Source organism: Roseibium sp. MMSF_3412 (genome assembly GCF_030733265.1).
Taxonomy (GTDB): domain Bacteria; phylum Pseudomonadota; class Alphaproteobacteria; order Rhizobiales; family Stappiaceae; genus Roseibium.
In genome coordinates, this window is the sequence record NZ_JASHJI010000004.1 from 16,772 (window position 1) to 42,690 (window position 25,919).

General features: G+C 59.3%; 27 protein-coding genes. 11 read left to right on the forward strand and 16 right to left on the reverse strand.

The window, feature by feature from the left end:
- Positions 1 to 548 precede the first annotated feature (548 nt).
- Together RBB49_RS08960 and RBB49_RS08965 are read left to right on the forward strand one after the other, a co-directional pair.
- Positions 549 to 1,943, forward strand: a complete 1,395-nt coding sequence (locus RBB49_RS08960; RefSeq protein ID WP_306142406.1) for an adenylate/guanylate cyclase domain-containing protein — start codon at positions 549 to 551, stop codon at positions 1,941 to 1,943.
- Positions 1,944 to 2,076: 133 nt separating this feature from the next.
- Positions 2,077 to 2,622 (forward strand): hypothetical protein, encoded by a 546-nt coding sequence (locus RBB49_RS08965; protein WP_306142407.1) that lies wholly within the window; start codon positions 2,077 to 2,079, stop codon positions 2,620 to 2,622.
- 27 nt (positions 2,623 to 2,649) lie between these two features.
- Here the strand turns inward: RBB49_RS08965 and RBB49_RS08970 are convergent, their stop codons facing one another.
- The 3 genes from RBB49_RS08970 to RBB49_RS08980 form a co-directional block, all read right to left on the reverse strand.
- Positions 2,650 to 3,486 carry a c-type cytochrome gene (locus tag RBB49_RS08970; protein ID WP_306142408.1) on the reverse strand — a complete coding sequence of 279 codons (837 nt, stop codon included), beginning with the start codon at positions 3,484 to 3,486 and terminating at the stop codon, positions 2,650 to 2,652.
- Positions 3,487 to 3,790: 304 nt separating this feature from the next.
- The gene (locus tag RBB49_RS08975; RefSeq protein WP_306142409.1) at positions 3,791 to 4,630 is read right to left on the reverse strand and encodes a hypothetical protein; all 840 of its coding nucleotides are present in this window, start codon (positions 4,628 to 4,630) and stop codon (positions 3,791 to 3,793) included.
- 94 nt (positions 4,631 to 4,724) lie between these two features.
- Positions 4,725 to 5,729 carry a GlxA family transcriptional regulator gene (locus tag RBB49_RS08980; RefSeq protein WP_306142410.1) on the reverse strand — a complete coding sequence of 335 codons (1,005 nt, stop codon included), beginning with the start codon at positions 5,727 to 5,729 and terminating at the stop codon, positions 4,725 to 4,727.
- A gap of 74 nt (positions 5,730 to 5,803) precedes the next feature.
- On the opposite strand from RBB49_RS08980, the gene RBB49_RS08985 reads away from it, so the two are divergent.
- The 3 genes from RBB49_RS08985 to RBB49_RS08995 all read left to right on the forward strand — a co-directional run bounded on the left by RBB49_RS08985 (position 5,804) and on the right by RBB49_RS08995 (position 10,027).
- Positions 5,804 to 6,058, forward strand: coding sequence for a DUF1272 domain-containing protein (locus RBB49_RS08985; RefSeq protein WP_306142411.1), 255 nt, complete (start codon positions 5,804 to 5,806; stop codon positions 6,056 to 6,058).
- Positions 6,037 to 6,552, forward strand: coding sequence for a protein tyrosine phosphatase family protein (locus RBB49_RS08990; RefSeq protein WP_306142412.1), 516 nt, complete (start codon positions 6,037 to 6,039; stop codon positions 6,550 to 6,552). The genes RBB49_RS08985 and RBB49_RS08990 overlap by 22 nt, the downstream gene beginning before the upstream one ends.
- 238 nt (positions 6,553 to 6,790) lie before the next feature.
- Positions 6,791 to 10,027, forward strand: coding sequence for an EAL domain-containing protein (locus RBB49_RS08995; protein WP_306142413.1), 3,237 nt, complete (start codon positions 6,791 to 6,793; stop codon positions 10,025 to 10,027).
- 41 nt (positions 10,028 to 10,068) lie between these two features.
- Here the strand turns inward: RBB49_RS08995 and RBB49_RS09000 are convergent, their stop codons facing one another.
- Positions 10,069 to 10,923, reverse strand: coding sequence for a DMT family transporter (locus tag RBB49_RS09000; RefSeq protein ID WP_306142414.1), 855 nt, complete (start codon positions 10,921 to 10,923; stop codon positions 10,069 to 10,071).
- Positions 10,924 to 11,083: 160 nt separating this feature from the next.
- Complete coding sequence (locus RBB49_RS09005) at positions 11,084 to 11,497, reverse strand: GFA family protein (RefSeq protein WP_306142415.1); 414 nt, start codon at positions 11,495 to 11,497, stop codon at positions 11,084 to 11,086.
- A gap of 95 nt (positions 11,498 to 11,592) precedes the next feature.
- Between RBB49_RS09005 and RBB49_RS09010 the strand changes: the two genes are divergently transcribed.
- Positions 11,593 to 12,300: a YafY family protein gene (locus tag RBB49_RS09010; RefSeq protein WP_306142416.1), complete on the forward strand. Its 708-nt coding sequence runs from the start codon at positions 11,593 to 11,595 to the stop codon at positions 12,298 to 12,300.
- A gap of 166 nt (positions 12,301 to 12,466) precedes the next feature.
- Complete coding sequence (locus RBB49_RS09015; protein WP_306142417.1) at positions 12,467 to 13,210, forward strand: hypothetical protein; 744 nt, start codon at positions 12,467 to 12,469, stop codon at positions 13,208 to 13,210.
- A 34-nt stretch (positions 13,211 to 13,244) separates the two neighbouring features.
- On the opposite strand, the gene RBB49_RS09020 is transcribed toward RBB49_RS09015, so the two are convergent.
- Positions 13,245 to 13,811 carry a hemerythrin domain-containing protein gene (locus RBB49_RS09020; protein ID WP_306142418.1) on the reverse strand — a complete coding sequence of 189 codons (567 nt, stop codon included), beginning with the start codon at positions 13,809 to 13,811 and terminating at the stop codon, positions 13,245 to 13,247.
- A gap of 116 nt (positions 13,812 to 13,927) precedes the next feature.
- Positions 13,928 to 14,854 carry a DMT family transporter gene (locus RBB49_RS09025; protein WP_306142419.1) on the reverse strand — a complete coding sequence of 309 codons (927 nt, stop codon included), beginning with the start codon at positions 14,852 to 14,854 and terminating at the stop codon, positions 13,928 to 13,930.
- A 74-nt stretch (positions 14,855 to 14,928) separates the two neighbouring features.
- Between RBB49_RS09025 and RBB49_RS09030 the strand changes: the two genes are divergently transcribed.
- Positions 14,929 to 15,276, forward strand: a complete 348-nt coding sequence (locus tag RBB49_RS09030; protein ID WP_306142420.1) for a helix-turn-helix domain-containing protein — start codon at positions 14,929 to 14,931, stop codon at positions 15,274 to 15,276.
- Between the two features lie 34 nt (positions 15,277 to 15,310).
- Here the strand turns inward: RBB49_RS09030 and RBB49_RS09035 are convergent, their stop codons facing one another.
- Together RBB49_RS09035 and RBB49_RS09040 are read right to left on the reverse strand one after the other, a co-directional pair.
- Positions 15,311 to 16,030, reverse strand: a complete 720-nt coding sequence (locus RBB49_RS09035; RefSeq protein WP_306142421.1) for a carbonic anhydrase — start codon at positions 16,028 to 16,030, stop codon at positions 15,311 to 15,313.
- 164 nt (positions 16,031 to 16,194) lie between these two features.
- On the reverse strand, positions 16,195 to 17,094 hold the full coding sequence (locus tag RBB49_RS09040) for a LysR family transcriptional regulator (protein WP_306142422.1): 900 nt from the start codon (positions 17,092 to 17,094) through the stop codon (positions 16,195 to 16,197).
- An 88-nt stretch (positions 17,095 to 17,182) separates the two neighbouring features.
- Between RBB49_RS09040 and RBB49_RS09045 the strand changes: the two genes are divergently transcribed.
- Positions 17,183 to 17,827 carry an NADPH-dependent F420 reductase gene (locus tag RBB49_RS09045; protein ID WP_306142423.1) on the forward strand — a complete coding sequence of 215 codons (645 nt, stop codon included), beginning with the start codon at positions 17,183 to 17,185 and terminating at the stop codon, positions 17,825 to 17,827.
- 92 nt (positions 17,828 to 17,919) lie between these two features.
- On the opposite strand, the gene RBB49_RS09050 is transcribed toward RBB49_RS09045, so the two are convergent.
- The 6 genes from RBB49_RS09050 to RBB49_RS09075 all read right to left on the reverse strand — a co-directional run bounded on the left by RBB49_RS09050 (position 17,920) and on the right by RBB49_RS09075 (position 23,269).
- On the reverse strand, positions 17,920 to 18,951 hold the full coding sequence (locus RBB49_RS09050; RefSeq protein ID WP_306142424.1) for a DUF4105 domain-containing protein: 1,032 nt from the start codon (positions 18,949 to 18,951) through the stop codon (positions 17,920 to 17,922).
- 58 nt (positions 18,952 to 19,009) lie between these two features.
- On the reverse strand, positions 19,010 to 20,236 hold the full coding sequence (gltS, locus tag RBB49_RS09055) for a sodium/glutamate symporter (protein WP_306142426.1): 1,227 nt from the start codon (positions 20,234 to 20,236) through the stop codon (positions 19,010 to 19,012).
- A gap of 139 nt (positions 20,237 to 20,375) precedes the next feature.
- Positions 20,376 to 21,440, reverse strand: coding sequence for an NAD(P)/FAD-dependent oxidoreductase (locus RBB49_RS09060; RefSeq protein WP_306142427.1), 1,065 nt, complete (start codon positions 21,438 to 21,440; stop codon positions 20,376 to 20,378).
- Between the two features lie 19 nt (positions 21,441 to 21,459).
- Entirely contained in the window at positions 21,460 to 22,140 is a 681-nt protein-coding gene (locus tag RBB49_RS09065) for a cupin domain-containing protein (protein WP_306142769.1), read from the reverse strand.
- A 244-nt stretch (positions 22,141 to 22,384) separates the two neighbouring features.
- Positions 22,385 to 22,858 (reverse strand): DUF3429 domain-containing protein, encoded by a 474-nt coding sequence (locus RBB49_RS09070; RefSeq protein ID WP_306142428.1) that lies wholly within the window; start codon positions 22,856 to 22,858, stop codon positions 22,385 to 22,387.
- 24 nt (positions 22,859 to 22,882) lie between these two features.
- Positions 22,883 to 23,269: a DUF4174 domain-containing protein gene (locus tag RBB49_RS09075; protein ID WP_306142429.1), complete on the reverse strand. Its 387-nt coding sequence runs from the start codon at positions 23,267 to 23,269 to the stop codon at positions 22,883 to 22,885.
- 287 nt (positions 23,270 to 23,556) lie between these two features.
- Between RBB49_RS09075 and RBB49_RS09080 the strand changes: the two genes are divergently transcribed.
- Positions 23,557 to 24,018, forward strand: coding sequence for a DUF302 domain-containing protein (locus RBB49_RS09080; RefSeq protein WP_306142430.1), 462 nt, complete (start codon positions 23,557 to 23,559; stop codon positions 24,016 to 24,018).
- Between the two features lie 67 nt (positions 24,019 to 24,085).
- Here the strand turns inward: RBB49_RS09080 and RBB49_RS09085 are convergent, their stop codons facing one another.
- Complete coding sequence (locus RBB49_RS09085; RefSeq protein ID WP_306142431.1) at positions 24,086 to 24,400, reverse strand: antibiotic biosynthesis monooxygenase; 315 nt, start codon at positions 24,398 to 24,400, stop codon at positions 24,086 to 24,088.
- 222 nt (positions 24,401 to 24,622) lie between these two features.
- On the opposite strand from RBB49_RS09085, the gene RBB49_RS09090 reads away from it, so the two are divergent.
- A complete protein-coding gene (locus RBB49_RS09090) occupies positions 24,623 to 25,888 on the forward strand; it encodes a fasciclin domain-containing protein (protein WP_306142432.1) in 1,266 nt (421 codons plus the stop codon).
- The last annotated feature ends 31 nt before the right edge of the window (positions 25,889 to 25,919 follow it).

Below are 25,919 nucleotides of genomic sequence, written 5' to 3' on the forward strand. Positions count from 1 at the left end.
GCGATTTTTCAAAACTGAATTTTTTTAGGCTTGCCCGTTGGCCCATCCGGATAGCACCAGACATCGCGCGCACAGTCTGCCTTGTGCAAGGCAATAGCCGGCAAGGGCCCTTTGTAACTTAGGGTACGGACCCCTTAATGAAGTCAATTTGGTTTGGATCGTTTTGACCAACTGCGAGAAGTGAAAGCGCAGGAAATGTGGTGCATTTTCAAGCCTTTCGCGACGCTGCAGATGGCTGAAACGGCCAAATCCGAAGGACGGCAAAATGGCCTCACCTCGCAGCGTCACCGCGCTTGACCGGGCAAAAAGCCCGCTCTACTCACGCTTCCTCGCGAGATTTTGCCATTTCTGCCGCCAAATCGGCTTCATTTATGGGGCCGTACCCTAAGGGGACTCGCCAAGGTTCCCATCACGGCGCGGCTGTCCCGAACCCGGTTTCGGCACGGCCATGCGCGCCGAATGTCACACCCGGCACGTGCCGAAATCGTTTCAGTCCGGACTCATTTGAATGATATCCTTGCCCGTACCGACCGCGACACGGAGCGAGCATGCCGGCCCTCAGACTACCCCAGCCACTCAGGTTTCTCGAACGCCTGCGCGTGATGCAGGAAGAAGAAAGACAGCAGGCCCTTTCAAACCCCTTCCTGGCTCAGGCGCTCGAAAAGGAAAAGATGGAGGGGCACCGGCTGGCGATCATTGCCCGGACGGTCGCGCTGATCCTGATCGGGCTCCTGCTGCCCTTTCTGAATTTCAGCCCGAGCGTGCTCTTCTACGAAGCCACGCTGCTGATGTTCATCGCCCTTGGCTGGCTGCAACTGCGCCTTGCGAGTGTCGGGTACTCGAAGTCCGAGCTGTTGCTGATCTTTGCAGATATCGGCCTGCTGACACTCCTGTTCGTCACACCGAACCCCTTCCTGAGCCAGGAAGTGCCGACGGCCTTCATGTACCGGTTCGACAATTTCATCTACTTCTTCATTTTCCTTGCACTCGGGACGCTGGCCTATTCGTATCGGACTGTCTGGGCAATGGGCACCTGGATTGTCGTGCTCTGGCTGCTCGGTTCCGTCGGTGTTTCCTGGATAGGACACAAGATACCGGATTTGAGCACCGCTGCGGCGAGTGCATTTGCAGGATATCCCCTTATAGAAGACGAACTGGACCCGAACAGCGTTCAACCCGGGGTGCGCGTTCAGGAACTGGTTGTGATGCTGATCGTCGCCGCGATCCTCGCCATCAAGGGATGGCGCTCCAACCAGCTTTTGATGCGCCAGGCGAACATTGCCGCCGAGCGCGCGAACCTGTCGCGATACTTCCCCTCCAGCCTCGTCGATGTTCTGGCATCCACCGATCGCGATATCGGCGCGGTGCGCACGCAGGACGTCGCCGTCCTCTTCACCGACATCGTCGGCTTCACGAAATTTGCGGAAGACCATTCACCGGAGGAGGTGATGGAGCTGCTGCGTCACTATCATGCCTTCGTGGAGCGATCGATCTTCCAGAACGGCGGTACGCTCGACAAATACCTGGGCGACGGGGTCATGGCGACATTCGGCACACCGGAAACCGGCCCCGGCGATGCGGCCAACGCGCTCAAGGCAGCCATGCAGTTGATCGAGGAAACCGAAAGCTTCAACAAGGACCGCGAAGCGCACGGACAGGTCCCGGTCAACGTGTCGATCGGCGTTCACTTCGGGCCGGTGATCCTGGGCGATATCGGTCCGTCCCGCAGACTGGAGTTTGCCGTTGTCGGCGACACGGTCAACGTCGCGAGCAGGCTCGAAGCCTCGACCCGCGAACTCGGGTGCAAATGCGTCGTCAGCGAGGAACTGATGCGCCGGGCCGGGCTGAACGGGGACGCCAGCGAACCTGCAACCAGGTTCGCGCACCGAAAGCCGATCAAGCTCCGAGGACGGCAAAACGAAATCGATGTCTGGACGGTTTGACCCGAACCACGTGTGCCTTCGCTGACTCCACATCATTCACCTGCGCCCTAGGTTCAGGGGCAGGACCCATTGGTTTGGATGAGAGGCGCTGTCTCCTCAACGGCGGGGACACGCTACGGAACGGACGCGCCAATTGAATATTTTCGAGCAAACCGAGCCGATGAAGCTGGGACCGTATCTCTATCTCGCGGACGCGGATCTCCACCTTCTTTCGGTGTTCGATGACCTGAAATACGATCGCTCGGACGCCGACATGCTGTCACCGGCGATGCGCCGCCATGTGGTCCAGCGGCTCGAAAAACTCGGCTACAAGCAAACCTCCGGCACGATTGTGAAACATGCACAAACGGGCATCTGCGGATTGATGCCCAAGTTTCATGCGCTCGGAGCGTCGCCGTTCGACATCACGCGCTATGCGCCGAAGCAACCCCGGGACTTTTACATCCTGACACCGACACAAACGGCCTGTCAGTTCATCGATGCTTATTCCCTCGAAGAGGCCGTCGACCGCGTGAAGGCCCTGATCGAAAAACAGCCGGTCAATCTTCTGAGGCTGCAGGACTTTCTCGAACACAAGTCCGCGCACCGGGAGTTCCTGTCCGCCATCGGCCACCTGAAATACGTTCAGCGGATCGCTGTCCAATCCGATCCGCTGCGCAGCATGCGCGCTCTCAGGTGAACCGCCGGCAAGCGCGCCTTTCCGGTGTCAGCCCGGGCTCGGCAAGGGCGGTATCTGGCGCAGATAAAGAATGATCGCAGCGAGGTCTTCCGCCGTCATCCGGTCATAATAGCCATAGCCCATCGGCGGCAGCATCGGCTTTCCGTCGGGACGTTTGCCCGCCGTGATCATCTGCGCGAGGTCTTCATCGGAATAACCGGGAATTCCGTCTTCATGAGGCGTGATGTTCGGCGCGACAGAAACGCCCCAGGGACCGTGGAACTCAAACCCGCCCGCGCCGAGATGCGTCTTGAACATCGGCCCCTTTTCGCCAAAGGTCGTGTGGCATTCCACGCAATGCGCGACCGGCCCGGCAAGGTATTCGCCATATTCGACCGTGACACCCTGAGGGATCGAAGCAACCGTATCGATCGGAGGACCGTAGGCCGGTGGCAGCGGAAAGTTGTAGGTTGATTGCGGTGTCTGGTTATCACTGGCCGGCACCGTCCTTAGAAACATCACGATCGACATCAGGTCGTCATCGCTCAGGCCCCGGTAAAGACCAATCGGCATGGGTGGTCCGATGACGCTGCCGTCCGGACGGATGCCCTCGCGGATTGCTTTGGCAAGCTCTTGATCGCTCCAGCCGGCCACACGGCTGCCGGGGGTGATGTTTACCGCCCAGGCGTCCATCGCGTCGTTCTTTTCGACAAGAAATCCGCCAAGCTCGTTGGCCATGTCCGGACCGTTCGGGCCCTGGGGCGTGTGGCAGTTGCCGCATGCGGCCGGACCGCGCACAAGGTATTCGCCTCGCTCCAGGCTTGGCTCGGCATTAGCTGCTGCAGGCAGCAAAACCACCGCCACCACAAGTATTGGCTTTAACATTTTCTCCCCCCATTCGTTTTTTCGCTTCTTGTCGGCGAATTTTGCTTTCAACACCTCCTTCAAATCTGCTCACATATCACTTTGTCACAACTCGCCTCAAATGTATCTATAGGCAAAACTATCCATGTGCTTGATGGCAGGTTTTTTCAGGACAAATCTTCGACTAAATACTCGGCAGATCGCAGATATACGCGCCAATGCGTCGCGACACGACGCCTCATGTCGATGACAAGGAATCCCTGGCACGGAATTGAGCTGATGACCGATCCGTTTCGAAGAGATGCTGGCGCAATCGTCAGGCGCGTCAATCCGCCTTCAAGGGAAGATTGAACTCGGTGCTTGACTGCACATACCAGTTCCCCTCGCTGAAATCGAAAGTCGTCGTCGTGCGGCACCAAGATGCACCGCAGGGGGTCAGCATGATGAGAAGGTCGTGCTGCTGAAGCCCATACGCTCCCGCATTCTGCGGTTCGACCAGAATTGCGGAGTAGAAATGCGGCACGGTAACATACATGAACGTTACAGCCGATTTGCGTGCATCCTCACTTGCTGCACTCGCGTTCCTGTTTGACCCAAACGCGGATCCGAAAGTGACCCCGCATTCGCGCAGACGGCCGTCCTCGAAGAATATCACTTCCCAGGCCGGATGACCTCCGACGACGTCGCGCTCGCTATCTCCCGTTTTGGTGACAGCATACCTGGTTCCGTCCCAAATCTCGTTTTTCCAGCCCAACGCGAAGACATCTCCGCGTTCAATGAAGAAGCCTTTTGGTGCGGCCTCGACCAGCCCCTTTTCTCCCCGGTACAAGGCACCGCACAAATCTCGGGTCACTCTAAATATCCCCCAAAGTCCGGAGATGTCATTTTCCGGGTTCACAATTGAGAACAATCCGAGGAAACGGGCGTAGTCTCCCGTCCCAGCCGCACCCGGTTGGATACGCGCATCCTGAGGCAGCAAACCGGGTTCTCCAAACCCAGGCGCACCCTCGATATCGGTCCCCAACACGAAGCTGGACTCAGCCAGCGCTGCTATTGATGATGCGGAGAGGACCGCGGCAAGCAGAGCCGACACCACGAAACGTCCGACGAGCCCGCCTTTCCGGCAAGATCCGGTTGTTTGCAGCGCTTTGGACCTGTTCGACATTGCAGCCTCCTTTCGTTACGGAAACCATAGCGCAACACTCACCCTCGCATCAATTCGAGCAACCGACCGAACGCCTTCAATGAGGTTTTGGAACTCACTTAGCGCGAAAACCGCGCCGGTAGTCGGTCGGGGAGACGTTGAGCGTGCGCATGAAAGCCCGGCGCATGCGTTCCTCGTCGTTGAACCCGCAATGCGCCGCGACCTGCTTGATGGTTTTTTCGCTTGTTCCAAGAAGGTCCTGGGCCACCTCAATTCGAATGGCTTCGACCGCTTTCGCCGGCGTCAGACCCATCTGCCCGGTGTACAACCTGGCGAAATTGCGGGCGCTCATGTTCACCTGCGCGGCAAGTTCCTCAACCCTCAGATCCCGGCCCAGGTTTTCCGCGATCCAATGGTGAAGGTGTTCGAACCGTCCGGTTGAATCCAACAGCTGGCGGCGCAGGACCGGGCTGAATTGCGACTGGCCACCGGCGCGGGCCATGTGCGTGACCATAGACCTTGCGACCCGAAGCGCCGAACGACGGCCCAGGTCTTCCGCGACAACGGCGAGGGCCATATCAATGCCGGCTGTTATGCCGGCGGAGGTCCAGACATTGCCATCCTGAATGTAGATCGGGTCGACCTCCACCGTCACCTCGGGAAAGCACGATTCCAGCGTCTTGCAATCGTCCCAGTGCGTGACCGCTCTTCGGCCGTTGAGCAGCCCTGCGGCGGCAAGAACCAGCGCACCGGAACAGACCGAGCAGACCCTTTTCGCCCCTGCTGCCAGCGCATTGACCGTTTCGAGCATGCGTGCGTCATTCATGACCGTGTTGGCGCCGTCACCCCCGACAACAATCAGCGTGTGGATCTGCTTGCTCAGGTAGTGCGATGCGGGTTCGCTCGGGATCGAAACCACCGTGTTGGTGTCGATCATCCCGCCGCCAAGCGATGTGACCGCACACGCATAGCCGTTTATCTTTGTTTCCGGATCGCGTGCGTGACTGAAGACCTGCAAGGGTCCGACAAGATCGAGCAATACGATGTCCGGATAAACGACGAACACCACCTGTCTGGTCTTGTCTGCAGGTTCGGCAACTTTGGCAGAAAAAGAGGTCATCTTGTCATTCATGCCATGACGCGCGTTGCTAGTCTAGGTTCCGGACCCACTCCCTAGGATCAAGGAGACCTCACATGCTGATGCTCAAGCCGAATTGCGAGTGCTGCGACAAGGACCTTCCTCCGGCGGCGACGGACGCCCGGATATGCACATTCGAATGCACTTTCTGCGCCGATTGCGCCGAAAACCGCTTCGACAACATCTGCCCCAACTGCGGCGGCAATTTTGTTGAGCGGCCGGTGCGGCCCGAAAGACACCTTGTGAAAAATCCGGCTTCGACCAAGCGGTTCACCAAGGCGCATCCGCAATGCGCGGATCTGCACGCCTGAAGGAAATCCGTGTCATGCGCGACCCGACCCACATCCTGAACTGGAGGCGGCTTACCGGCAGGATCACGACATCCGGACAACCGAGCGAGGCGGAACTGGCCGAGATCAGATCCCTTGGCGTGACCCATGTCGTCAATCTAGGTCCTCATCACAACAAGGGCGCCCTGGAAGACGAACCGGAAACCGTCGCCGGCCTTGGAATGCAATACGTCTACATTCCGGTTGAGTTCGACTGTCCCACCGATGCCGACTTCGACGCGTTCCGGCGAACGCTCGAAGGATTGAAGGACACTTCAATCCACGTGCACTGCATCTACAATGCGCGGGTCAGCGCCTTCTTTTATCGCTATGCCAGGACCGGGCATGTCCTGCCGGAAACCGAAGCCTTTGAGAACATGGACGGCATCTGGAGGCCCGGTGCCGACTGGGCCGAATTTATCGGCAACCCGGATGCTTCCGATCAGCCCAACCGGTATGCGGGCGAAGACTACTGAGTTGAAGGTGACGCGATTGCAATTCAAGATTTGCAACAAAATTACTGTACTTCTGCCGAATGCCGCGCAAACATCTATTTGACATTAAATGCATTGATAGAAATAACGATGCTCCGGACCCAATTTCCGTTTAATCACCTGCCCTTTCACAAATTTATTTTTATCTAACCTCGTTGCTTTACACTCAAATACTGAGTTGTGAGGCGGAATGGAATTCAAGGCGCTTAAGAATAACTTCATGGACTTGATGGGTGACGCGGTCGCAGTCGGGCAACTGCTGCCGGGTGCGTCGACTGTCCATCTTGTTCATGTCAACCGCGCCTTTTCAGACCTCTTCGGATACCGGCCGGAGGATGTTCTCGGCCGCGACATGGCCTGTCTTTTCGACGAGACCCGCTCGCGCACAAGCGGCGGCCCGGATCTCCAAGAAGTCGTTGAACAGGGCAAGGCACATGTTGTGGAAGACGACTGTCTTCGCTCCGACGGAAGCCGTGTCCGGGTGAGCATTTCGTTTGTCGCAGCCGAGAATACCGAAGACGGTGGCCAGTTTCTGTGCGCGACCTTCCGGCAGACCGGCGAACGCGCGCAAGCGGACGGGGCGCTCTCCGAAAGCGACCGCCTCAGGGCCGCACTGAACGCCTTCCCCGACCCGGTCGCCCTTTATGACAAAGACAAGCGGCTCCGTTTCTGGAACAAGGCCTTTGCCGGTTCGTTGTCGGAAACCCCGGCAGACATAAGGGCCGGTATGAGCCTTGAGGAGCTGTTGCGGATCGGACTGGAAAACGGCCGATTTGCCGAGGCGCAGGGCCAGGAAGAAGCCTGGCTGCAGAAACAGATCCTCTTTGCCGAAACCGCAGAACCTGCATCCGACCTTGAACTGGCGGGCGATATTCACCAACGGGTGCTGCGCAGCCGGACCGCGAATGGAGACCTCCTGGTCGTTCGTTTCGACACGACGAAGATCTCGCAGGAGCGAAAGGCGTCGGACCGCACGCACACACGGCTGGTTGCGGCGCTGAATGCCTATCCGGATCCGATCGTCATCTACGACAAGGACCTGAATCTCGTCCGCTGGAATGACGGCTATGCCGCATCCGTTACGGACAATCCGGACGACCTGAACGAGGGCATGCATCTTCGGGATGTCCTGCGCCTTGCGGTCGAGCACGGACGCTATCCGGAGGCTGTCGGGCAGGAAGACGCCTGGGTGGATGGCATCATGACACCCGAGAATTTGGGCAGCGGTTGGGAAGACGTCGAACTGGACGGCGACGTTCATCACCGGCTGTTGCGGTCGAGATCCTCGAATGGCGACTACGTCGTTATCCGGCTAAACTCAACGGAATTCGTGCGGCAAAAGCGCACCGCCGAGGCGGCACAGGCCCGATTGCTGGCTGCCCTGAATGCCTATCCCGCGCCCTTTGTCATCTATGATTCAGACGATTGTCTTGTTGTCTGCAACGACGCCTATCGCGCCTCCATGACCAACGATCCGGACGAGCTGAAAGCAGGCATGCACAGAACACTCGTGGCGCGGATCGCCATCGCGGCCGGCAAGATTGCCAATGCGCTCGGCCGCGAAGAAGAGTGGATGTCCAACGATCACCAGGATGTCGATGTCGCCAAGCCGGTACAGGACCTCGAACTTCCCGGAGACGTTCATCACCGGCTTCTGCGAACGCGCGTCGAAAACGGCGATCTGGTCATGCTCCGCATCGACACAACCGAACTGGTGCGCCAGCGCCGGGCCCTGGAGGAGACCCAGGATCGCCTGTTCGCGGCAATCAACGCTTACCCGGATCCTTTTGCGATCTACGATGAAAACCACAAACTGGTCATCTGGAACCCGGCCTATGCGGTGTCAATGTCAGACGATCCCGGCGAGATCAGCGCGGGTGCCAGTCTGAAAGACCTTCTTGTCAAAGCCGCGGAATGCGGCCGTATCCCCGCCGCCATCGGGCGCGAAACGGAATGGGTGGAAACGTACTACACACCGGATGTTCTTGAGCCCGGTGTCGAGGATTTCGAGTTTTCAGACGATCAGCACCACCGCATGGTGCGCTCACGCACCGAAAAGGGCGAATATGTCGTCCTGCGCCTGAACATCACGGAGGTCGTTCGCCAGCGCCGGGCCCTGGAACAATATTCCGCGCGACTGGAGAAGGCGAACCAGGAGATTACCTACAAGGCGCTTCACGACGACCTGACGGGCCTCGGCAACCGGCGCTATCTCACCCAGAAATTTGAGGATTTCGTTCGGCGGCGGGACCAAGCGGGCGGCGAGATCGCTGCCCTGCACATCGATCTGGACCGTTTCAAGCAGATCAACGACACGATGGGACATGCTGCCGGCGACGAGGTGCTGCTGGACATCTCACGGCGCATTCTTGCCAGGGTCGAGGCCGAAGATGTCGTCGCCCGCATCGGCGGCGATGAATTCGTGGTGCTGCTTTACGTCACCGGCGATGCCGGCCGGCCCGAACAGCTTGCCAATGTGCTGCTTGAGGACCTTGCGCGCCCGATGCGATATGAGGGAAAGATCTGCCGTTTCGGTGCCTCGATCGGCCTCGCGCGGACACCGCTTGCGGATGTCGACCAGCTCCTGACGAATTCCGACGTCGCGCTCTACAAGGCCAAGCGGCGCGGGCGGGGTCAACTCGGTATCTTCGATCGCGCTGACCTTGCAGAGGTGCAGCGCACGAAGGAAATTGCCGACGATCTGCTGCGCGCGATCGAAAACGATGAATTCGTGCCTTTCTATCAGCCCCAGGTGAATGCGGTGACACGGCAGGTCGTCGGGATCGAGGCGCTGGCGCGCTGGCATCACCCGGAAAAGGGCATCCTGACGCCCGCTGCCTTTCTCTCGGTCGCAACGGACCTGCATGTTGCAGCCGACATCGACCGGATGATCTTTGAACGTGCGGTGCAGGAATGCCAGCAGGCCTTCGGCGCCTACGGCGAACCGCTGTCGCTGTCGTTCAACGTGAGTGAAAACCGGATCAACGACAGCGAAATAAAGGCCATCCGCGATTGCGTGAACGCTTATTCCGGCCAGATCAGCTTCGAGCTTCTGGAGACCATCTTTCTTGAAGAGCAGGACGATGACTTTCTGGCCCGCCTCCGCGACTTGCGTGACCTGGGGGTCGGCATCGAGGTTGACGATTTCGGCAGTGGCCGCGCCTCGGTCGTCGCGCTGCAGCGGATCAATCCGGACCGCCTGAAAATCGACCGGCGGCTCGTTTCGCTGGTTGCAGAAGGCAGCGGCGGGCTGCGCCTTCTGCGTTCGATCATCGAAATCGGCCAGGCGCTTGAGCTGGGCGTGACCGCCGAGGGGGTGGAGACACGCGAACAGGCCGAGATCCTGACCCGGCTCGGCTGCGACAGGTTGCAAGGCTATTACTTTGCCAGACCCATGGCATTTTCAGATCTGCTGAATTTCCTGGATACGCCCGACAGTCTGGTCCGGGGGGCGTAGGCGGGATCAACCGTGTCTGTTCCACCGCAATATGTGCGGGCTCAACTTCTCCTGCGCTGTGCAAGGCGCTCCCGGTTGAGCGTATAGATGCCGGTGGCAACGATGATGAGAGCGCCAAGCCAGGTCCAGCCATCCGGAAACTGTCCGAAGACGACGAAGCCGTAGAAGGTGCCCCAGATCAGCAGCGTATATTGCAGTGGGGCGACAACGACCGCCTGGGCGGCATCCAGTGCCAGAATGACAAGCGTTTCCCCAGCTGCGGCGAGAACCGCCATGGCGACAAGAAGGAGGATCTCTGTTGTTGACCCCGGTGTCTCCCAGACAAAGAGCATTGGTCCGGTCAACAAGATGCAGGATACGATCGCGGTATAGGCCACCGTTGTTCCGGCGCTGTCACCACCGGCGAGAATGCGCGACAGGATCTGGCGGAGCGCGAAGGCTCCGGCCGCAATCACCAGCAGGCCCGCCGCCGGATGCAAGGCGCCGAAGCCGGGACGGATCACGATCAGCGTGCCGATGAACCCGATGATGACTGCAGTCCAGCGGCGGATGCCAACCGGTTCGCGCAGGATGAGCGCCCCCATCACCGTGACCATGAACGGCGCGACGAAGGTGATGGCGACCGCATCCGCCAGCGGAACGAACTTGACGCCGATGATAAAAAGCGTCGCGGAAACAGCGGCGAGCGCGCCGCGCCCGATCTGCAAGGCCGGATTGGCGGAAACGAGAACGGACCGGCCTTTCAGGCTAATGAGTACAACGACGCCGAGCAGCAGACCCAGCTGGCGGCACCAGACAATCTGGAAGGGATGGATCGTGTCGGTCAGGAATTTCGCCATGGTGTCGACGGCGGAAAACATGAACATGCCGAGCGCCATGAGCGCGATCCCGCGCATTGTGTTGAAATGCCCCGAGCTGGACGGATCTTGGTTGGGTGGGCTGACGATCTTGCATCTCCATTGACCGGTCCGATCAATGGGGCCGTGAGAAAGTGTTATCCGGCGAAGCGGCCCGCGTCCACGACAAGTTCGAAAAATCGCGGAACGCTGAGCTTCGTCATGTTTCCGGATGTCCTGGAAACTGACGTGCACTGTCGCAGATTTCGTACCAGGCCGGCTTTTCGGCAACGAATTCGTGAAAGGCGTTCCGGACCTGCGGGTCCTCGTCGAAACAATGCGCATTGACGGGAAAGGAGGCTTCATCCGACAGGGGTTCGCCGAGCGCCGTCCCGCAAAGCCTGCAAAAGGAGCGAACATAAGTGTAGGGCGCTACGGGTTGGTAACACGCAATATCCGCTTCCCCGCTCACAAGTTCAAACTGCTCCCGCTTCACGAAGACAAAAGGGGTTGCACCCAGTTTCCGGCACCGGGAACAGTGGCAGGTTCCCATCATGCCCGGCTTGCCTTTCACGGTGAACCGCACGGCGCCGCAACAACAGCTGCCCGAAATCTTCCGGTCCGCATTCGCCATTCGTATCTCCTTTCCTGTTCCGCGGATCTTGATTTAGCAACACCATGCTGACAGCGTAGTGTCAGCATGGTGTCAGCATTTAAAAGAGGCGTGACATGAGACGCGGCGACCGGCTGTTCGAAGTGATCGAGATCCTGCGACGGGCACGCAGACCCGTCCCGGCCTCGGCGATCGCGGCGGAACTGGAAGTGTGCAAACGAACGGTCTACCGGGACGTGGCCGCACTGATGGCGCAAGGGGTTCCGATCCGCGGTGAGGCCGGGGTCGGATATGTGCTGGAAGCGGGATTTCACATGCCGCCCCTGATGCTCACGGCAGACGAAATCGAAGCGGCTGTTCTCGGAGCCCAATGGGTGCAGACCCGCGGCGAACCGGACATGCGGCGCGCGGCGGCAAGTCTTGTCGCCAAGATCGAGGCGATCGCGCCGGAGGACCTGCACAGCTTCTTCGCGCAGCCGGTGACCGGCGTTGCCCCTGTAGACACGCCGCAGGAGGTGCTTTCCTCCTCCGACATCCGTGCCGCGATCCGGCGGCAGAAGAAGATCCGGCTGGAATACCGGGACGACAGGGGAAGCATGACGGAGCGGATTGTCTGGCCCGTTCTGCTCGGATACAGGGATCAGGGCAGGATCCTGGCTGCGTGGTGCGAACTGCGAAGCGGGTTCCGGTACTTCCGTACGGAGCGGATCACGTATGCGCAGATATTGGAAGACCGCGTCCCCAAACGCCTGCCTCAGCTCCGCGCCGACTGGGACCGCGCCATGGCGGCGGAGCGTGAGCGATATGCCAGATCCGGCCCATAGTCAGCGCTTGTTTTTCGACGGTCTCTGAAAATGTCTTCCTTTACTTCTGTCTGGAGTTTGCCCATTTCGTCAGCCAATCATCGCGTTACTGCAGTTTTCAATTGTGATCTTCAATTCGGAAACCTATAGCTGAACCACTCCAATTCGTCTTTGCACAGGATGTGACATGTTCGGCTTATTCTCCAGCAAGAAAAACATCGTCGAAGCCGAACAGGAGCAGTGGCTCCTGACTCAATCAGCATGGCTGGATGCTCACGTTGGCTTCCCGAACACGCCAGTCCCGCTCGTAACACCGACAGACGGGTTCTTTACGCGCCCCCCATCCGATGGTCATAAGCGCGCTCAGCATGTCTTTCATGAAGTAAAGCAACTGATGGGAATGCAGGACTGGGACTGCATATTGCGCGAGCAGGAAGAAGACATAGACCCGCACGTGGATGAATTGCTCGTGGTGCAGAATTTTCCGCAGTCACCACTCGGTACATTTCGCGTTGAGAGTGCTGAAGAATTCAGAATCGTCATTACATACAATCCAGCCAACCTTTCAAATACGCATGCGCTGATTGCAACCTTCGCCCATGAGCTCAGCCACTATCTACTGGCATGTTGTGACGCGGAACGGACCTGCGACATCGCGGAAGAAGAATTCCTGACCGATCTGCTGGCGATCAAGTGCGGATTCGGGTTGTTCCTGGCCAACGCAAAATTCAACTTCAACCAATTCAACGACGGCTTGACGCAGGGATGGCGTTCGTCGTCATCGGGCTATTTGACGGAACACGAGATCATTTTCGCGCTGATGGTGTTTCTGCATCAAAACGGTCATGACGTCGAAGGGGCCAAGCCCTATCTCAAATCGCATCTTTATTCATTGCTGAAATCCGCCGACAGGGGCTATCGACGTAAGTGATGTGCCCCGCCGGTCAGGGCGAGGCACTTATGGGCTATCCCCGCAATCGATGATGCAGGATGATCGGAACGGCGAGTTCTTCCTCGTCGGCAAGGTGCCGTTCAAGGAAAGCTTCGATTGTTCCGGCGAGACCGTGCAGACGGCCTGCCTCTTCCCGCGCCTGGGGCTCGTCGAGATGGATCAGCTTGATCGACCGGTTGGCGGTCTCGGTAAACCGGTCCAGTACGCGGTCCAGCTCCTGGTGATCCTTTTCCAAAATCTCCAGTCCGGCATCAAAGCGCGGGTCGGCTGCCGACAACTCCGGGAAGTAACTTTTGTCTTCCCAGTTGTGATGTCCGTGGAGATTGGCCACCAGCGCATTTCCGTAATAGGACAGCCGCCCCGCGAAATCGTCCGGCTCCCTGGACTTGTCCAGGTAGAGTTCGGTTTCGGAGCGCACGAGTTCGCCGAGCCGGCGGAACATCTGATGCGCGCCGAGCCAGTGTTTCGTTTTTTCCTTGAAGCCCGGATGCGCGTCCCAGCTGTCCCGGGGGTAGTCGTCCAGCAGGATGCGCATGGTTGCGGGCATGTCTTGTGTGCGGATGTCGAATGCGTGTGTCATCGCCATCTCCTTTCGTGCCCTATATCGGAGCGACGTCAGGCAAGTTCCATATCCACACCTGCATTGCCGTTATGCATCAACTGGTTAGCAATAGGCCGCCTGCCAAAAGGCAGCTCTTATTCCCCTGCCATCGGCCTGACCGATGCAACATCCCGTACCTTTGGCCGGCGCTTTTTCGTCACGAGGAAAATCGCGATCATGATGACCCCGAGAGCCGCGACCTGATGGAGGGCGAGGGATACGGCAAGCACTGTCGCGCCGATAAGTGCGCCTCCAACCGGCACGGCGAAATTGACCTGCGACATCCTCGTGGCCCCAAGTCTTGGAACAAGCTGGAAGTAGATCAGTGTCGCCAGGGCGGTGGAGAAAAGTCCCAGATAAACAACAATACCGAGCGAGGCTGCGCTTGTGTCAATGGCACCAGCCGAGCCGGACAGGGCCGCCATCAGCGTCATCGCCATGGCCGCGAAGATCGTTGATCCGGCCGCCATTTCAAGCGGTGGCCGTTTGACAAAACGCCTGACATAGATCGTCGTGACGCCGTAGCACAGGGCCGCAGCCAGTATCGACAATTGCGCCGTCAGATCACCGCCCAGGTCCTTCAGGGCTTCCGGCCCGACGAGCAGCGTCACCCCGGCGATACCGAAAACCAGGCCAAGCACAATCCGCGGCGTGAGATACTCATCGGAAAAGACAAAGGACGCCATGAAGACGGTCGTCACGGGAGCGATGCCCATCAATATGGACGCCAGGGCGCTGTCGACCGTCTGTTCACCGTAGGATATCAGCAGGAACGGGATCGCACTGCCGAGCAATCCGCTGACCGCGTAGTGTTTCCAGTCCCCCAGGCGGCCGGACAGGGTCATCCGGCGCAACTTCAGAACGGCAAACAGGGCCAGTGCACCGATCACAAGTCTTCCGGCAACCAGAACAACCGGATCGAGCGTCTGAACGCCGACCTTGATGGCGGTGTAGGAGGTGCTCCACAGCAAGGCGAGGACCAGCCACAGGGCAATATCGGCGGGACTTGCTGCATCTTTCATATCGACCATTCCTCTGCTACGATATTAGTAGCATACATTGCTACGTTTTTAGTAGCAAGTGAAATGGAGACCGCATGACGGAAAAAAGGGCGACACCGAAACTGCCAAAACCGGGCGTGCCGGTGCGCGGGTCAAAGTCCGGACAGCCCATCATGGTGCTTTTCGACCTGATCGGCCGCCGCTGGTCGATGGGTGTTTTGTGGAACCTAAGCGACGGGAACCGGACATTCCGCGACCTTCAGGAAAGATGCGGATCGGCATCGCCCAGTGTGCTCAACACACGTTTGAAGGAATTGCGCGCCGCCGGGCTTATCTATAATGCCGACAACGGCTACGCCCTTACCGAAGATGGGCGGCAACTTTTCGACAGGCTCGAACCGCTTGGCGACTGGGCCATGGACTGGGTGGAAAAGCTGCGCTGACAAAAGCGCAGCCCTTTGAGCAGACACCAGCCGCCTACAGGAAATCGACCTTGCCCGTCGCGATGTCGTAGACGGCGGGCACAGAGACAAGCTTTCCGGCTTCCTTCAGTTCGGAAAGAACCGGTCCGGATCGCGACGCCTTGTCCGCGTTCAACCGGGCATTCTGTTCGATGGCCGCTGACAGAAGGTCGGCCGGCTTTTCAGGTATGACGTCATAAACAGCCGGTCGGATCGCCTCGACCAGACTGGGCAGATGCCCAGGCGGCAAGGTCCTGTCTTCGATGGACTGGATCGTCGCGTCCACAGCGCCGCATGCCGTGTGACCGAGGACAACAATGACCTGAACCCCCAGCGCAGCGGCTCCGAACTCCAGGCTTGCAAGCCCGTCTTCGTTGATGAAGTTGCCCGCAACGCGGACCACAAAAATGTCGCCAAGGCCCTGGTCGAAGATGATCTCGGGCGCGACCCGGGAATCGGAACAGGCAACCACAGCGGCAAAGGGTTTCTGCCTGGCGGCGCGCTTGGCCCTGTCCACGGAATGATCCGTGTTGATCGGTGTATTGGCAACATAGCGGGCGTTGCCTTCCTTCAGAAGTCTTAGCGCTTCTCCGGGCGAGGCAGGCCGCGCGGTATCGGCGGAACCGGACGCGGTCTGTGCAAGCGCTGCCGAAGACAGCGCCAGGCCCGCACCAGCCAGACCGCCGCCGATAAGGTGACGGCGGCTTAAGCTGCTGATTTCCCGGCTCTCTTTCATGCTCAACTCCCTTCGTCATCAAACCAATTTCTTAAAAGTACTCTTCAGATCCACTTCTGATGTTGTGTTGCCGCTGCCCGCAAGCAAATGAATTCCCGGTAACACTCTTCTCTCAGGCCGTTCATGCCAACACCGGCACGCTTGAAGCCACTTGACCTTTCGCTTCAGATCTCCCTGGTCAAATCGGCGATTTGACCGCGAAACCAGATGTGCGAAGGATCGTTCTGCCGGCGGGGGTGCCAAAGCATGTCGACCTTGAAGCCGTTTACGTCGAACGGCAGATCCCGGCAGGCAACGCTGTCGCGATAAAGAACCGCAAGCCTGCGGGGTACCACGCACAGAGCATCAGAACCGGCAACCAGACCTGGCGCAAGCAGGAAGCTGGGCAAAGAAACCGCGACATGACGCTTCATCCCGAGATCGGCGAGCGCCCGATCCGTGGCACCAATGAAACCACCGCCTTCAGGTGATATCAGGATGTGTCGCTGTGCGCAGAAGGCCTCCAGCGTCAGCTCCGCGTCCTCAAGCGGATGACCCCGGCGCATGATCACGCAGAAGCTCTCCGTCATCGCCGACCGGCTCATCGCATCGGCGATCTCCATTCCCGTGACCAGCGCCAGATCGGCAACCTCCCCTTCCAGGGTCTCCCACATTGACCTCGGCTCAAAGGGCAAAAAGGCGAGGCGTGCGCCCGGAGCAGCAGCCCTTGTCTGCTCGTCCAACCGTGTTGCAAGGACCAGATGCACATAATCGGTCGCAATCACTTTGAAGGTCTTCCGCGTTTGTGCGGGATCAAAGGCCTCGTTTTCGCGAACAAGCGCATCAAGGTTCTGCAGGTGACGGCGCAGATCGGCTTGAAGCGCCCGGGCGCGGCTGGTCGCGACCAGCCTGCGGCCGGACGCGATCAGAAGCGGATCATTGAAAAGGTTTCGCAACCGCTTGAGCTGCGCCGACATGGCCGGCTGGCTGATCCCGAGCAGATTGGCCGCTCTTGAGACGCTTTCATGCTCCAGAAGCGCATCCAGCGCGACCAGCAGCCCGAGATCTCCCTGCTTTATATCCATTCAAATTATACGATCCATATGAAATTGAAATTTTAATTATGACTAGCGAAGCGCCAAATACAAGCCATCACGAACAAAGGACACGGTCATGAAAATCGGCATCATCGGATCAGGCGGCATGGCAAAAGCGCTTGCCGGCAAGTGGGCAGGCAAGCATGAGGTCATGCTCTCCGGCAGAAACCGGGAAAAGGCAAACGCGGTCGCGGCGGAAGTCGGCGCAGGCGCCGGGTCAGCGCAAGAAGCGGCAGCCTTCGGCGACGTCGTGGTTCTCGCCACCCGCTGGGAAGACACGTTCAGCGGTATTGACAGCGCGGGCGGCCCAACGGCGTTCGCGGGCAAGGTCGTCATCGACATCAACAACCCCGTCAGTATCGAGACGTTCCTCACGACACGCGACGATGGCCGGTCGCTGACCGAGGCCATTGCGGCGCATCTTCCAGGTGCACATGTCGGCAAGGCCTTCAACATGGCGCAGGTCGCGGTCTGGGAAGACAGTGACATGACATATGACGGACGCCAGATGGTCACGCTCTATACGGCGGACGCGGAAGCGGACGAGGTGATCGCCCAGCTGATCCGGGATGTCGGTGCCGATCCGTTGCGTCTTGGCGGCAATGAACAGGCCTATCAGCTTGAAGCCGCGGCGGCGATCGTCATCAAGTTCCTGTTTGCCGGCCGCGATCCACAAACGATCTTCAACTTCATCCAGCCCGAAATCAGGGCCGTTCGCTAGGGTCAGGACCCGTTAATTCGGATGAATTGGTAGAGATGAATTTGTTCGGACACGGCGCGGATCGGAGCAAACGGCTTCGTGCCGCGTGTCCCCTACCGGTTCGCCGAAGCGGTTTCCGGGCGTCCTATCCGGGACCGCACATGTCGGCTCCAGGCATTGGCATCGGGAAACTCCCAGGGCGGCTTCACGGCCGGGCCCAGTTTCTGCCGTTCAATGAGTTCCTCTTCACCGACGTCGTTTTCGATGACGCCGAGTTCCTGGAGCAGGCCGACCGATGCGCCTGGCACCCACCTCCGCATGTCGTACCAGGGCACGGCAGCCTGAACCTGGGGGCTCAGCTTGATCAGCGTGGTAAAGCAGCTTTCGGAGACGGTCGAATAGAACTGCGGACGGTCGTGCAGCTCCGCGACAAATTCCAGAAGTCCTCTGAGATAGGCCCTGATCTCGGCGGTCGTGCCCTGGATGTCGAAAAAATAGAGGTCGTTGGGCGGAACATGCGCCAGGCGTTTCCACAAAAGATCGCGCTCGGTTCCCACGACGGGATAGAGTTGGTCGTGCCTGAAAAACCCGGCAAGCGCGTCGAATTTTTCCCAATTCGTCCGCCGCGCTTCAAATGAAACGGCCAGATGATCGCCGTTGTGAAAGGCAAAGGTCATCATGACATGCACCGTTGCGGCGGATGTGCCGAATGGCTGATAGACCAACTGGGCACCGGTGAGTTCGCCGAGGTTGAAGGTGTGGGTCGTCCATCTGGGCTGTGCCGGCGCGCCGACCGGGTGGATGGCATCGCGGAAATTGACGATCTCGACGACATCGCCGGAAAAATTCGCATCGACGATGCGTTCATGCAGCGGCACGAACTGCCGTGGCAGAACCTGTTTCTGGGAATAGGCGACGAAGAAGACAGCGATTGAAGCAAGCGCAACAATGCGCCGGACCCATCTCCCGTTACCGGGCAGGAACCACAGGACAGCGACCGCGGGGATGGTCGTGACAGCGAGTGCGAGACGCAGCCAGTCCGGCCAGCCCAGCCAGTAATAGCTGGCCAACGCCATGAACACTGAAATCAACAGGACCAACATTCCAGCGACTGTTCCTGTCGCGGCAAGAAAGACGCGTTTCATCCGAAGCCCCCCGGCTCGCCGCAATTCACAGGGAATGTGAAGCAGCGGCCGCAGGTCATCACAGGCTCAGGAACCACTGAATGATGAACGCGTTGGCAAGATCCACAAAGAAAGCGGAAATCAGCGGCAGCACGATGAAGGCGAGCGGCGACGGCCCGTAGCGCTGGGTCACGGCCTTCATGTTGGCGATTGCTGTCGGTGTCGCGCCGAGGGCAAAGCCGGCGAAGCCGGCCGACAGGACCGCAGCAAAATAATTCCGGCCCATCACCTTGAAGACGACAAAGACGATAAAGACTGTTGCCGCGACGGCCTGCAGCACCATTGTCGCGGCCAGAACACCCGCGCTGCCGGCGAGGGTCCAGAGTTCCATGCTCATCAGCGACATGGACAGGAACACGGACAGGCTGAACTCGTTGATCAGGTCCAGCGACTGCGTGACGGCCGGGGATTTCGACCTTCTGAAAATCATCGGCACGACGTTGGACAACACGATGCCGGTGATCAGGCATGGAACGAACAGCGGCAGCTTCAGGCCTGCCGCCAGCAGGCTTTCATGCGCGGAATACCCGATCACGATCGCAACATGTATCCAGAGAATGCACCGCATGATCTCGACATGATTGATCGGTGCGCGGGTTTCATCTGTCGCTGCCGCTTCATGGGTTTCGACCCCATCGGTATTGTCCGTTGCCGACAGGCTGTTCTTCGTGATCAGATACTTGGCGATCGGACCGCCGAGGATACTCGCAAGGATCAATCCGACAGTCGCCGAGGCAATGCCGAGTTCGGCCGCGCCGGTGACACCATATTGCGAGGCAATCGTCGGACCCCAGGCGATCGCGGTTCCGTGGCCGCCGATCAGGGACGCCGTGCCGAGCAGAACACCGGCCTGCGAGGGCAGTCCGAACAGCAACGCGCCAAGAGCACCAACACCATTCTGAACGATCATGAAGACCAGCGTAAGACCAAGCATGATGGCAAGAACCGGTCCGCCGCGCGTCAGGTCCGACACGCGCGCATTGAGACCCACCGTGGTGAAAAAATAGACCAGAAGGAAATCGCGGACCGACAGGTCATACTCGATCGTCCGGCCCGTCGCGACGACGACAAGAAGCGCGCAAAAGGCTGCGGCGAGACCGCCGCTAACGGGCTCGGGTATGCTGTAGGCCGACAGGATGGAAAAGCGTTTCGTGAGGCGCGCGCCAATGAAATAAACGACGATGCCGAGGGTGAAAGCAGCAAAACTGTCAATCAGTATCGGATCGGTTGCGGCTGCAGGCTCCATGACATTCCCCACTTCTGACAGTCAGCTTCGCCAGATGCCCATCCGGTCCTGCTTCACCTCCGGGGAACCTTATCTCATATCTTCGCGCAGTTGCACGGTCGTAAAATTCATTATGCCCGATCAGGAACATGCGGCTTTCTCAAAACCTTTCAGCAGCTTCCAGAGCGCCTTCCAAAAAGCCTCCGTTCTCCGGTGCCGTCTCCGTACCGGCAAGGAAAACCCGGCCTGACCAGGGTAGGCCGGCGAAATCCAGCCCGCGGTACCGGGGATGTCCCGACAGATCCGGCGTATCAAGATCGGTCGCCGTGAAAGGGTTGTTCGCCCAGTTTTCTAAAAGGACATGCGTTGGAGCGCCCAGCCCCGGGCCGAAGAGAGTTGCTAGCTGGCGCGTGGCATCCTCGATGAGCCGGGTTTCATCGCAGCCCCTGCCTGCGCGGCCAGGCGCGACGAACCCGAACAGGGCGGCCCCGTGCGCAGCCTCGGGATCAGGGGATGCATCGTGGATCTCGAAAAGCGGGCCGAGATGACTGATCGCATCACCGGAAAAGCCCGCCTCGCGCCAATAGGCACGCTCAAAGACCGCGACGAGCTTGGCGTGTCCCGCCATCCAGGTCGGAACGGACTTCAGGCCGTGGAGGAGTGTCTCAGGGAGTGCAGGCAGAAACTCGATTGTGCTCGCGACGACACGGGGTGGCAACGCCAGGATGACCCGGGTTGCCTCGATCGTAAATGCGTCTCCGCCGATCAACCCTGTCAGGCGCACGCCGGATTCAGAGGATTCGATCCTGTTGACCACATGCCCGAGACGCAGAACACCTTGCGGCAGAGCATGCGCCAGGCCATCCGCAACCCGCGCGAGACCGCCTTCGACACGCAGGGCCTCGCCCATGGTGGCAAAGTCGAGATCACGCCGGATCGAACCGTTCTGATCCTGAAACACCAGCTTGCCCGCCGCGTGCTGCCGCATCAGCGGAAGGCCGAGTTCGCTGATCAGGCGCAGCATTCTCGTGTTATGGGGCCAGATCCAGGCCGGGCCGAGATCATAGCCCGTCCCCCCTTCCAGGTCTGCGGAACGGGACAGAATGCGCCCGCCGATCCTGTCTCTCGCCTCGAGAAGCGCGACACTCTCACCTTTCGCCGCCAGGTTCCTGGCGACCGCGAGGCCGCTCAATCCCGCTCCGACTATGACGCTGTCGAACCGCATGCCGGTCACCCTTGAACGCTCACCGGTTGCCGGGTGCGGAGACGTGGCGAAGATGTCCGCGTTTCACCCACAGACGCGCACCGTCGGCACCTGCTTTCAGAAGCACGCCCTCGCCATCCGGCCGGCGCATCCACGACCATGGATCGAGCGTTGCACCGTCAGCGCTGATGCTGCCGGACAGTACGAATATTTCCGCGCCGCCGGGCGCATCCACGGTCGCCTCGGTTCCCGCCGCCCAGGTTTCCATGCTCACCGATTCATACGGATCCTCAAAAAGCGGCGACACGCTTACACCGGGCCGGGCTGCATCGGCAACGGCACCAAGCTTGCCGGTATCGATCCGGACATGACTGCGGTCTTCCGGATCGAACTGCCACAGCTTGACAAAGATCACGGCCCCTTCCGGTGCGCTTGGCGTGTGGCTCGAACCGGGCGGATTGCGGATATAGGACCCGACCGGAAAGGCACCGTGCTCGTCTTCGAACACGCCTTCCAGCACGATGAATTCCTCACCGCCATCATGGGTATGGGCAGAAAAGGCACTGCCCGGCGCGTAGCGAACGATCGTGGTTGCACGGGCCACCTCGGCACCGAGGCGGTCCAGCATCATACGCTCGACGCCCGGCATGGGCGAAGAGACCCAATCGTGTTCAGCCGGCGTTACCTGGACACTCTGATCAAAATCCGCATTCAGTTCCATCGTCGTCATCTCCATGTCACCCGCCTTGAGAAATGGCGTGCCGATCTGCAAACGCAACAGCATTCGTCCGGTCCACCGTAGCAGGTGCTTCTTCTAAAGACTATCTACTGATAGGTAGATTGTAAATCCAGACGCTTGCCACAAATCACGAACGCGTGAAGACAGTCCGGTTTCCCGAAGCCAAGAGTTGCCAGGTCCAGGAAGGACACCGGAGACAAAGGGGAAAACCGGGGCTCAGTTTCGGTCAGGCAGCGCCGAACAGTCCGAGCAGCAGGGACGCGATCACGGCGACCGACAAAGCCGTTCGAAGGTCGGGAAACCACGATGGAACGACAGCGCGCGTACCGGCTCTCGTGTCGACGAAGAGCGCAAGCCCGAACGCCGCCGTAAGAACCGCCAACCCGTAAAACAATGGCAGCAGCAGTGCGCCCCAGGCAATCAGGGACGGAACAACGCTCCAGCACAGCCTCACCGCCGATATCTTCGCTGTTCCATCGTTGGAGATGGCAAGGCCCCAGTGAATTCCGCCGAGAAAAGACAGGATCACCGCCCCGTAGTAAGCGAGGGCGTGCACTGCCCAGGCCGACCAGTTTTCCGGACCGAAGGCAGCGACAATTGCGGTGGCGACGAACGGGATTGCGCCGGTCGCACCGAGCCACTTCGCCGACAGGGGCATGGCATCCGCCTTTGCAGCCGCAGTGTTATCCGTTCCAGTCATGTGCGTTCCCATGCCCGTCCACCCTCACGACCTGCCTGCCCTGTCTGAGCGCATTTCCTGTTGCCGCATTGGCATCGTGTCGATCAGGGAAAAAAGGGCGTCGCCGGTTACCGGTTCTGTTGACCGCAGTTTTACGCCGGTATCCTTGCCGAGCAGGAAAACCTCGAAGCTGTCATCGTTCTTGCGCAGGAATTTCTTCATCCCGGAAGCCGAGACATCAATCCGGGCCCCCATGACGGTGTTCGCCTCGCCGTTCACGATTTCGATGACCGACATATGCCTGTCCGCGATAAAGGCTTCCGTACCTGCGAGTGCATCCCGCTGTCTGGACAATGCGCCATCGCGGCCATCGGGAGCGAACACCACGACAACGCGATGCTTCCACGCCCAGGCGTGCGAAGGTCCTGCCATGAGCTTTCCGTTCATGGCAAATGACAGAGACGTAAAGAGCAATACCAGTCCAATTCTGATCACGGCGTTGTAGATGACGAGCCCCTCCTGCAAGACCAAATGGTCTACGCACGCAGCTCACCACCGGATCTGGAAAGGATGACACCGCGTGTTTACTCAAGCTGTGATCGCGCTTTTTCCGTATTGTTCGAGCTTGCCACGCTCTGCTCATAAAAGTGTGATTGGCCTGATGGACAATCAACAAGCGAAACTGCGCGCCGTTCAGATCACCAATTGCGGAGACCACCATGCCGACCACTGCTTTCAAGTCCCTTCTTTCAGCCCTGGCCCTGACCCTTTTCGTCCCTGCCGCCAACGCCGCCGATTCGTCGCTTGTCCATGTACCGAGCGCGCATTCGGTTGCGCAGACCGCCGATAATCTCGTCGCCGCCGTCGAAAAGGCTGGAGCAAAGGTATTCGCGCGGGTGGATCATGCCGCCGGCGGCAAAAGTGTCGACATGGAGATCCCGGCCAATCAAGTTGTGATTTTCGGCAATCCAAAGCTTGGCACGCCGGTCATCAAGGACGCACCCGAAGCCGGATTGGACCTGCCGATCCGGGTCGCGATCATCGAAACGAGCGACGGCACGATCCTGGTTTATCGCGCGCCGGCAGCGCTGGCCGCCGAACACGGGCTTCCCGCCGACCATCCGAGCATCGGCAAGATGACCGGAGCGCTGAAAAACCTGACGGCCAAGGCCGCCGAGTAAGGCGCAAGCCGGCCGCCTCGCGCATTGGCGGGGCGGCTCGGCAAAGTCAAAACCACGTTCAGCGAATTCACTCGCTCAAGACTGCTTCAAAACCTTCGAATTGCGGATGGCCGGCATACAGGTGCCTGTTGTCGCCTGCATTTCTGTGCGCCGCCCGGAAATGTTCCGATTTCGTCCAGTTCACGAAATCCTCGCGGTTGGCCCATATTGTGTGGCTCGCGTAGAGTGTCGTTCCGGTGTTTTCGTCGAACGCGCCTTTCAGCAAATGAAACGTCTTGAAACCGGGAACATCCGAGAGTTGGGATTCCCGTTGACGCCAAACGGTTTCAAACGCCTCTTCCTGACCTTCGAGAATAGAAAATCTGTTCATTGCCAGATACATACGTCTCTCCTGATATGGTAACCGGACCTGCTGCAGGCCGAAGCCGGGAATAACCTGACTGTAAAACTCGTATTTTTCAACGTTTCTGTCCGGGATGAGACCGATGTGCTCGGGCTTTCCGTGTTCACGAGACTGTGAACGCCGATTTGCGTTCTTTTTCAAACCGATCGCCCGGCCAGTCGTAAACAGCCGCGATGGGGCGCAAGTAGGGAGCGCAAAAAAATGCCTACAAACACGATCCTCGATATCGCGGGCGGAAGTAACGATTTTCAGATTCTCACCGCAGCCCTCGGAGCCTTTCCGGATCTAGCGACCGCAGCCGGTGATCCCACCGCGACGCTTACCGTTTTTGCACCAACAGACCAGGCATTTCTCAACCTCGCCAATGCGCTCGACCCGAGTGTCGGTACGGACGAAAGCAAGGTCGTGCCGGCCCTGATCGCCGCTTCCGAGCTGCTTTCTCCCTCCGAAGACCCGACCGCGTTTCTGAAATCCGTGCTGACGTACCATATCGCCGGCGGCGCGCTTGACGGCGCAACGGTTGCCGGAAGCAGCAGCATCACGACCCTTTCCGGCGAAACAATCGAACCGGATACATCCTCAGGTCTCTCGCTTGGCGACAAGGACGACGGCTTCGCTGATCCCAACGTTGCCAACCCGGCAGGCTCCGAAAACGGAATTGTTGCCGACAACGGCATCGTTCACGTGATCGACAACGTCCTGCTGCCCTACGACATCACATTTGCAAAGGGCGGTTTCCTCTTCACCGGCAATGGCCCGGATGCCGTCATCGGCTCCGACCATTTCGATTTCATTTCGCTTGGCAAAGGCGACGACATTGCCAACGGCCTCGGCGGACATGACATCATTTTCGGCGGCCGTGGCGACGATCTCATCAAGGGCGGCGACGGCAACGACTATCTCTTCGGAGGGCGGAACAACGACACGATCGAAGGCGGGGCGGACAACGACTACCTCAACGGCGGGCGTGGGCACGACAAGCTCGATGGCGGCGACGGCGACGACACCCTCATCGGTGGCCGCGGCAAGGACATGCTCGAGGGCGGGGCAGACGACGACTACCTCAATGGCGGCCGCGGAAAAGACAGCCTTGAAGGCGAAGAAGGCAATGACTTCCTGGTCGGCGGCCGGTCTGCCGACAGCTTCATCTTCAACCCGTTCCGCGAAGGCGAAGGCGACGACGTGATCGCCGATTTCAACGTCAAGAGAGACAAGCTGGTGCTGGATCTCAGGGATGGCGATCCGGCTGTGCTGGCGTCCATCGTCGCCAACAACGATCCGAACGAGCTGGAGTTGTTTGACCTCGTTGATGCCGGCGCCGTCTCGCTCGGCGCGTCCCATGACGGTGATCTGTTGATCAAGCATCTGACCGGCACGATCGAATTCAACGGCATCTCGTCCGATGTCGATCCGGCTGCCCTGCTCCCGGCCGTCGAATTCCTCGTGAACGACGATCCGCTCAGCTAACGGCGAAACCAAGCTGCGCACGATCGCATCC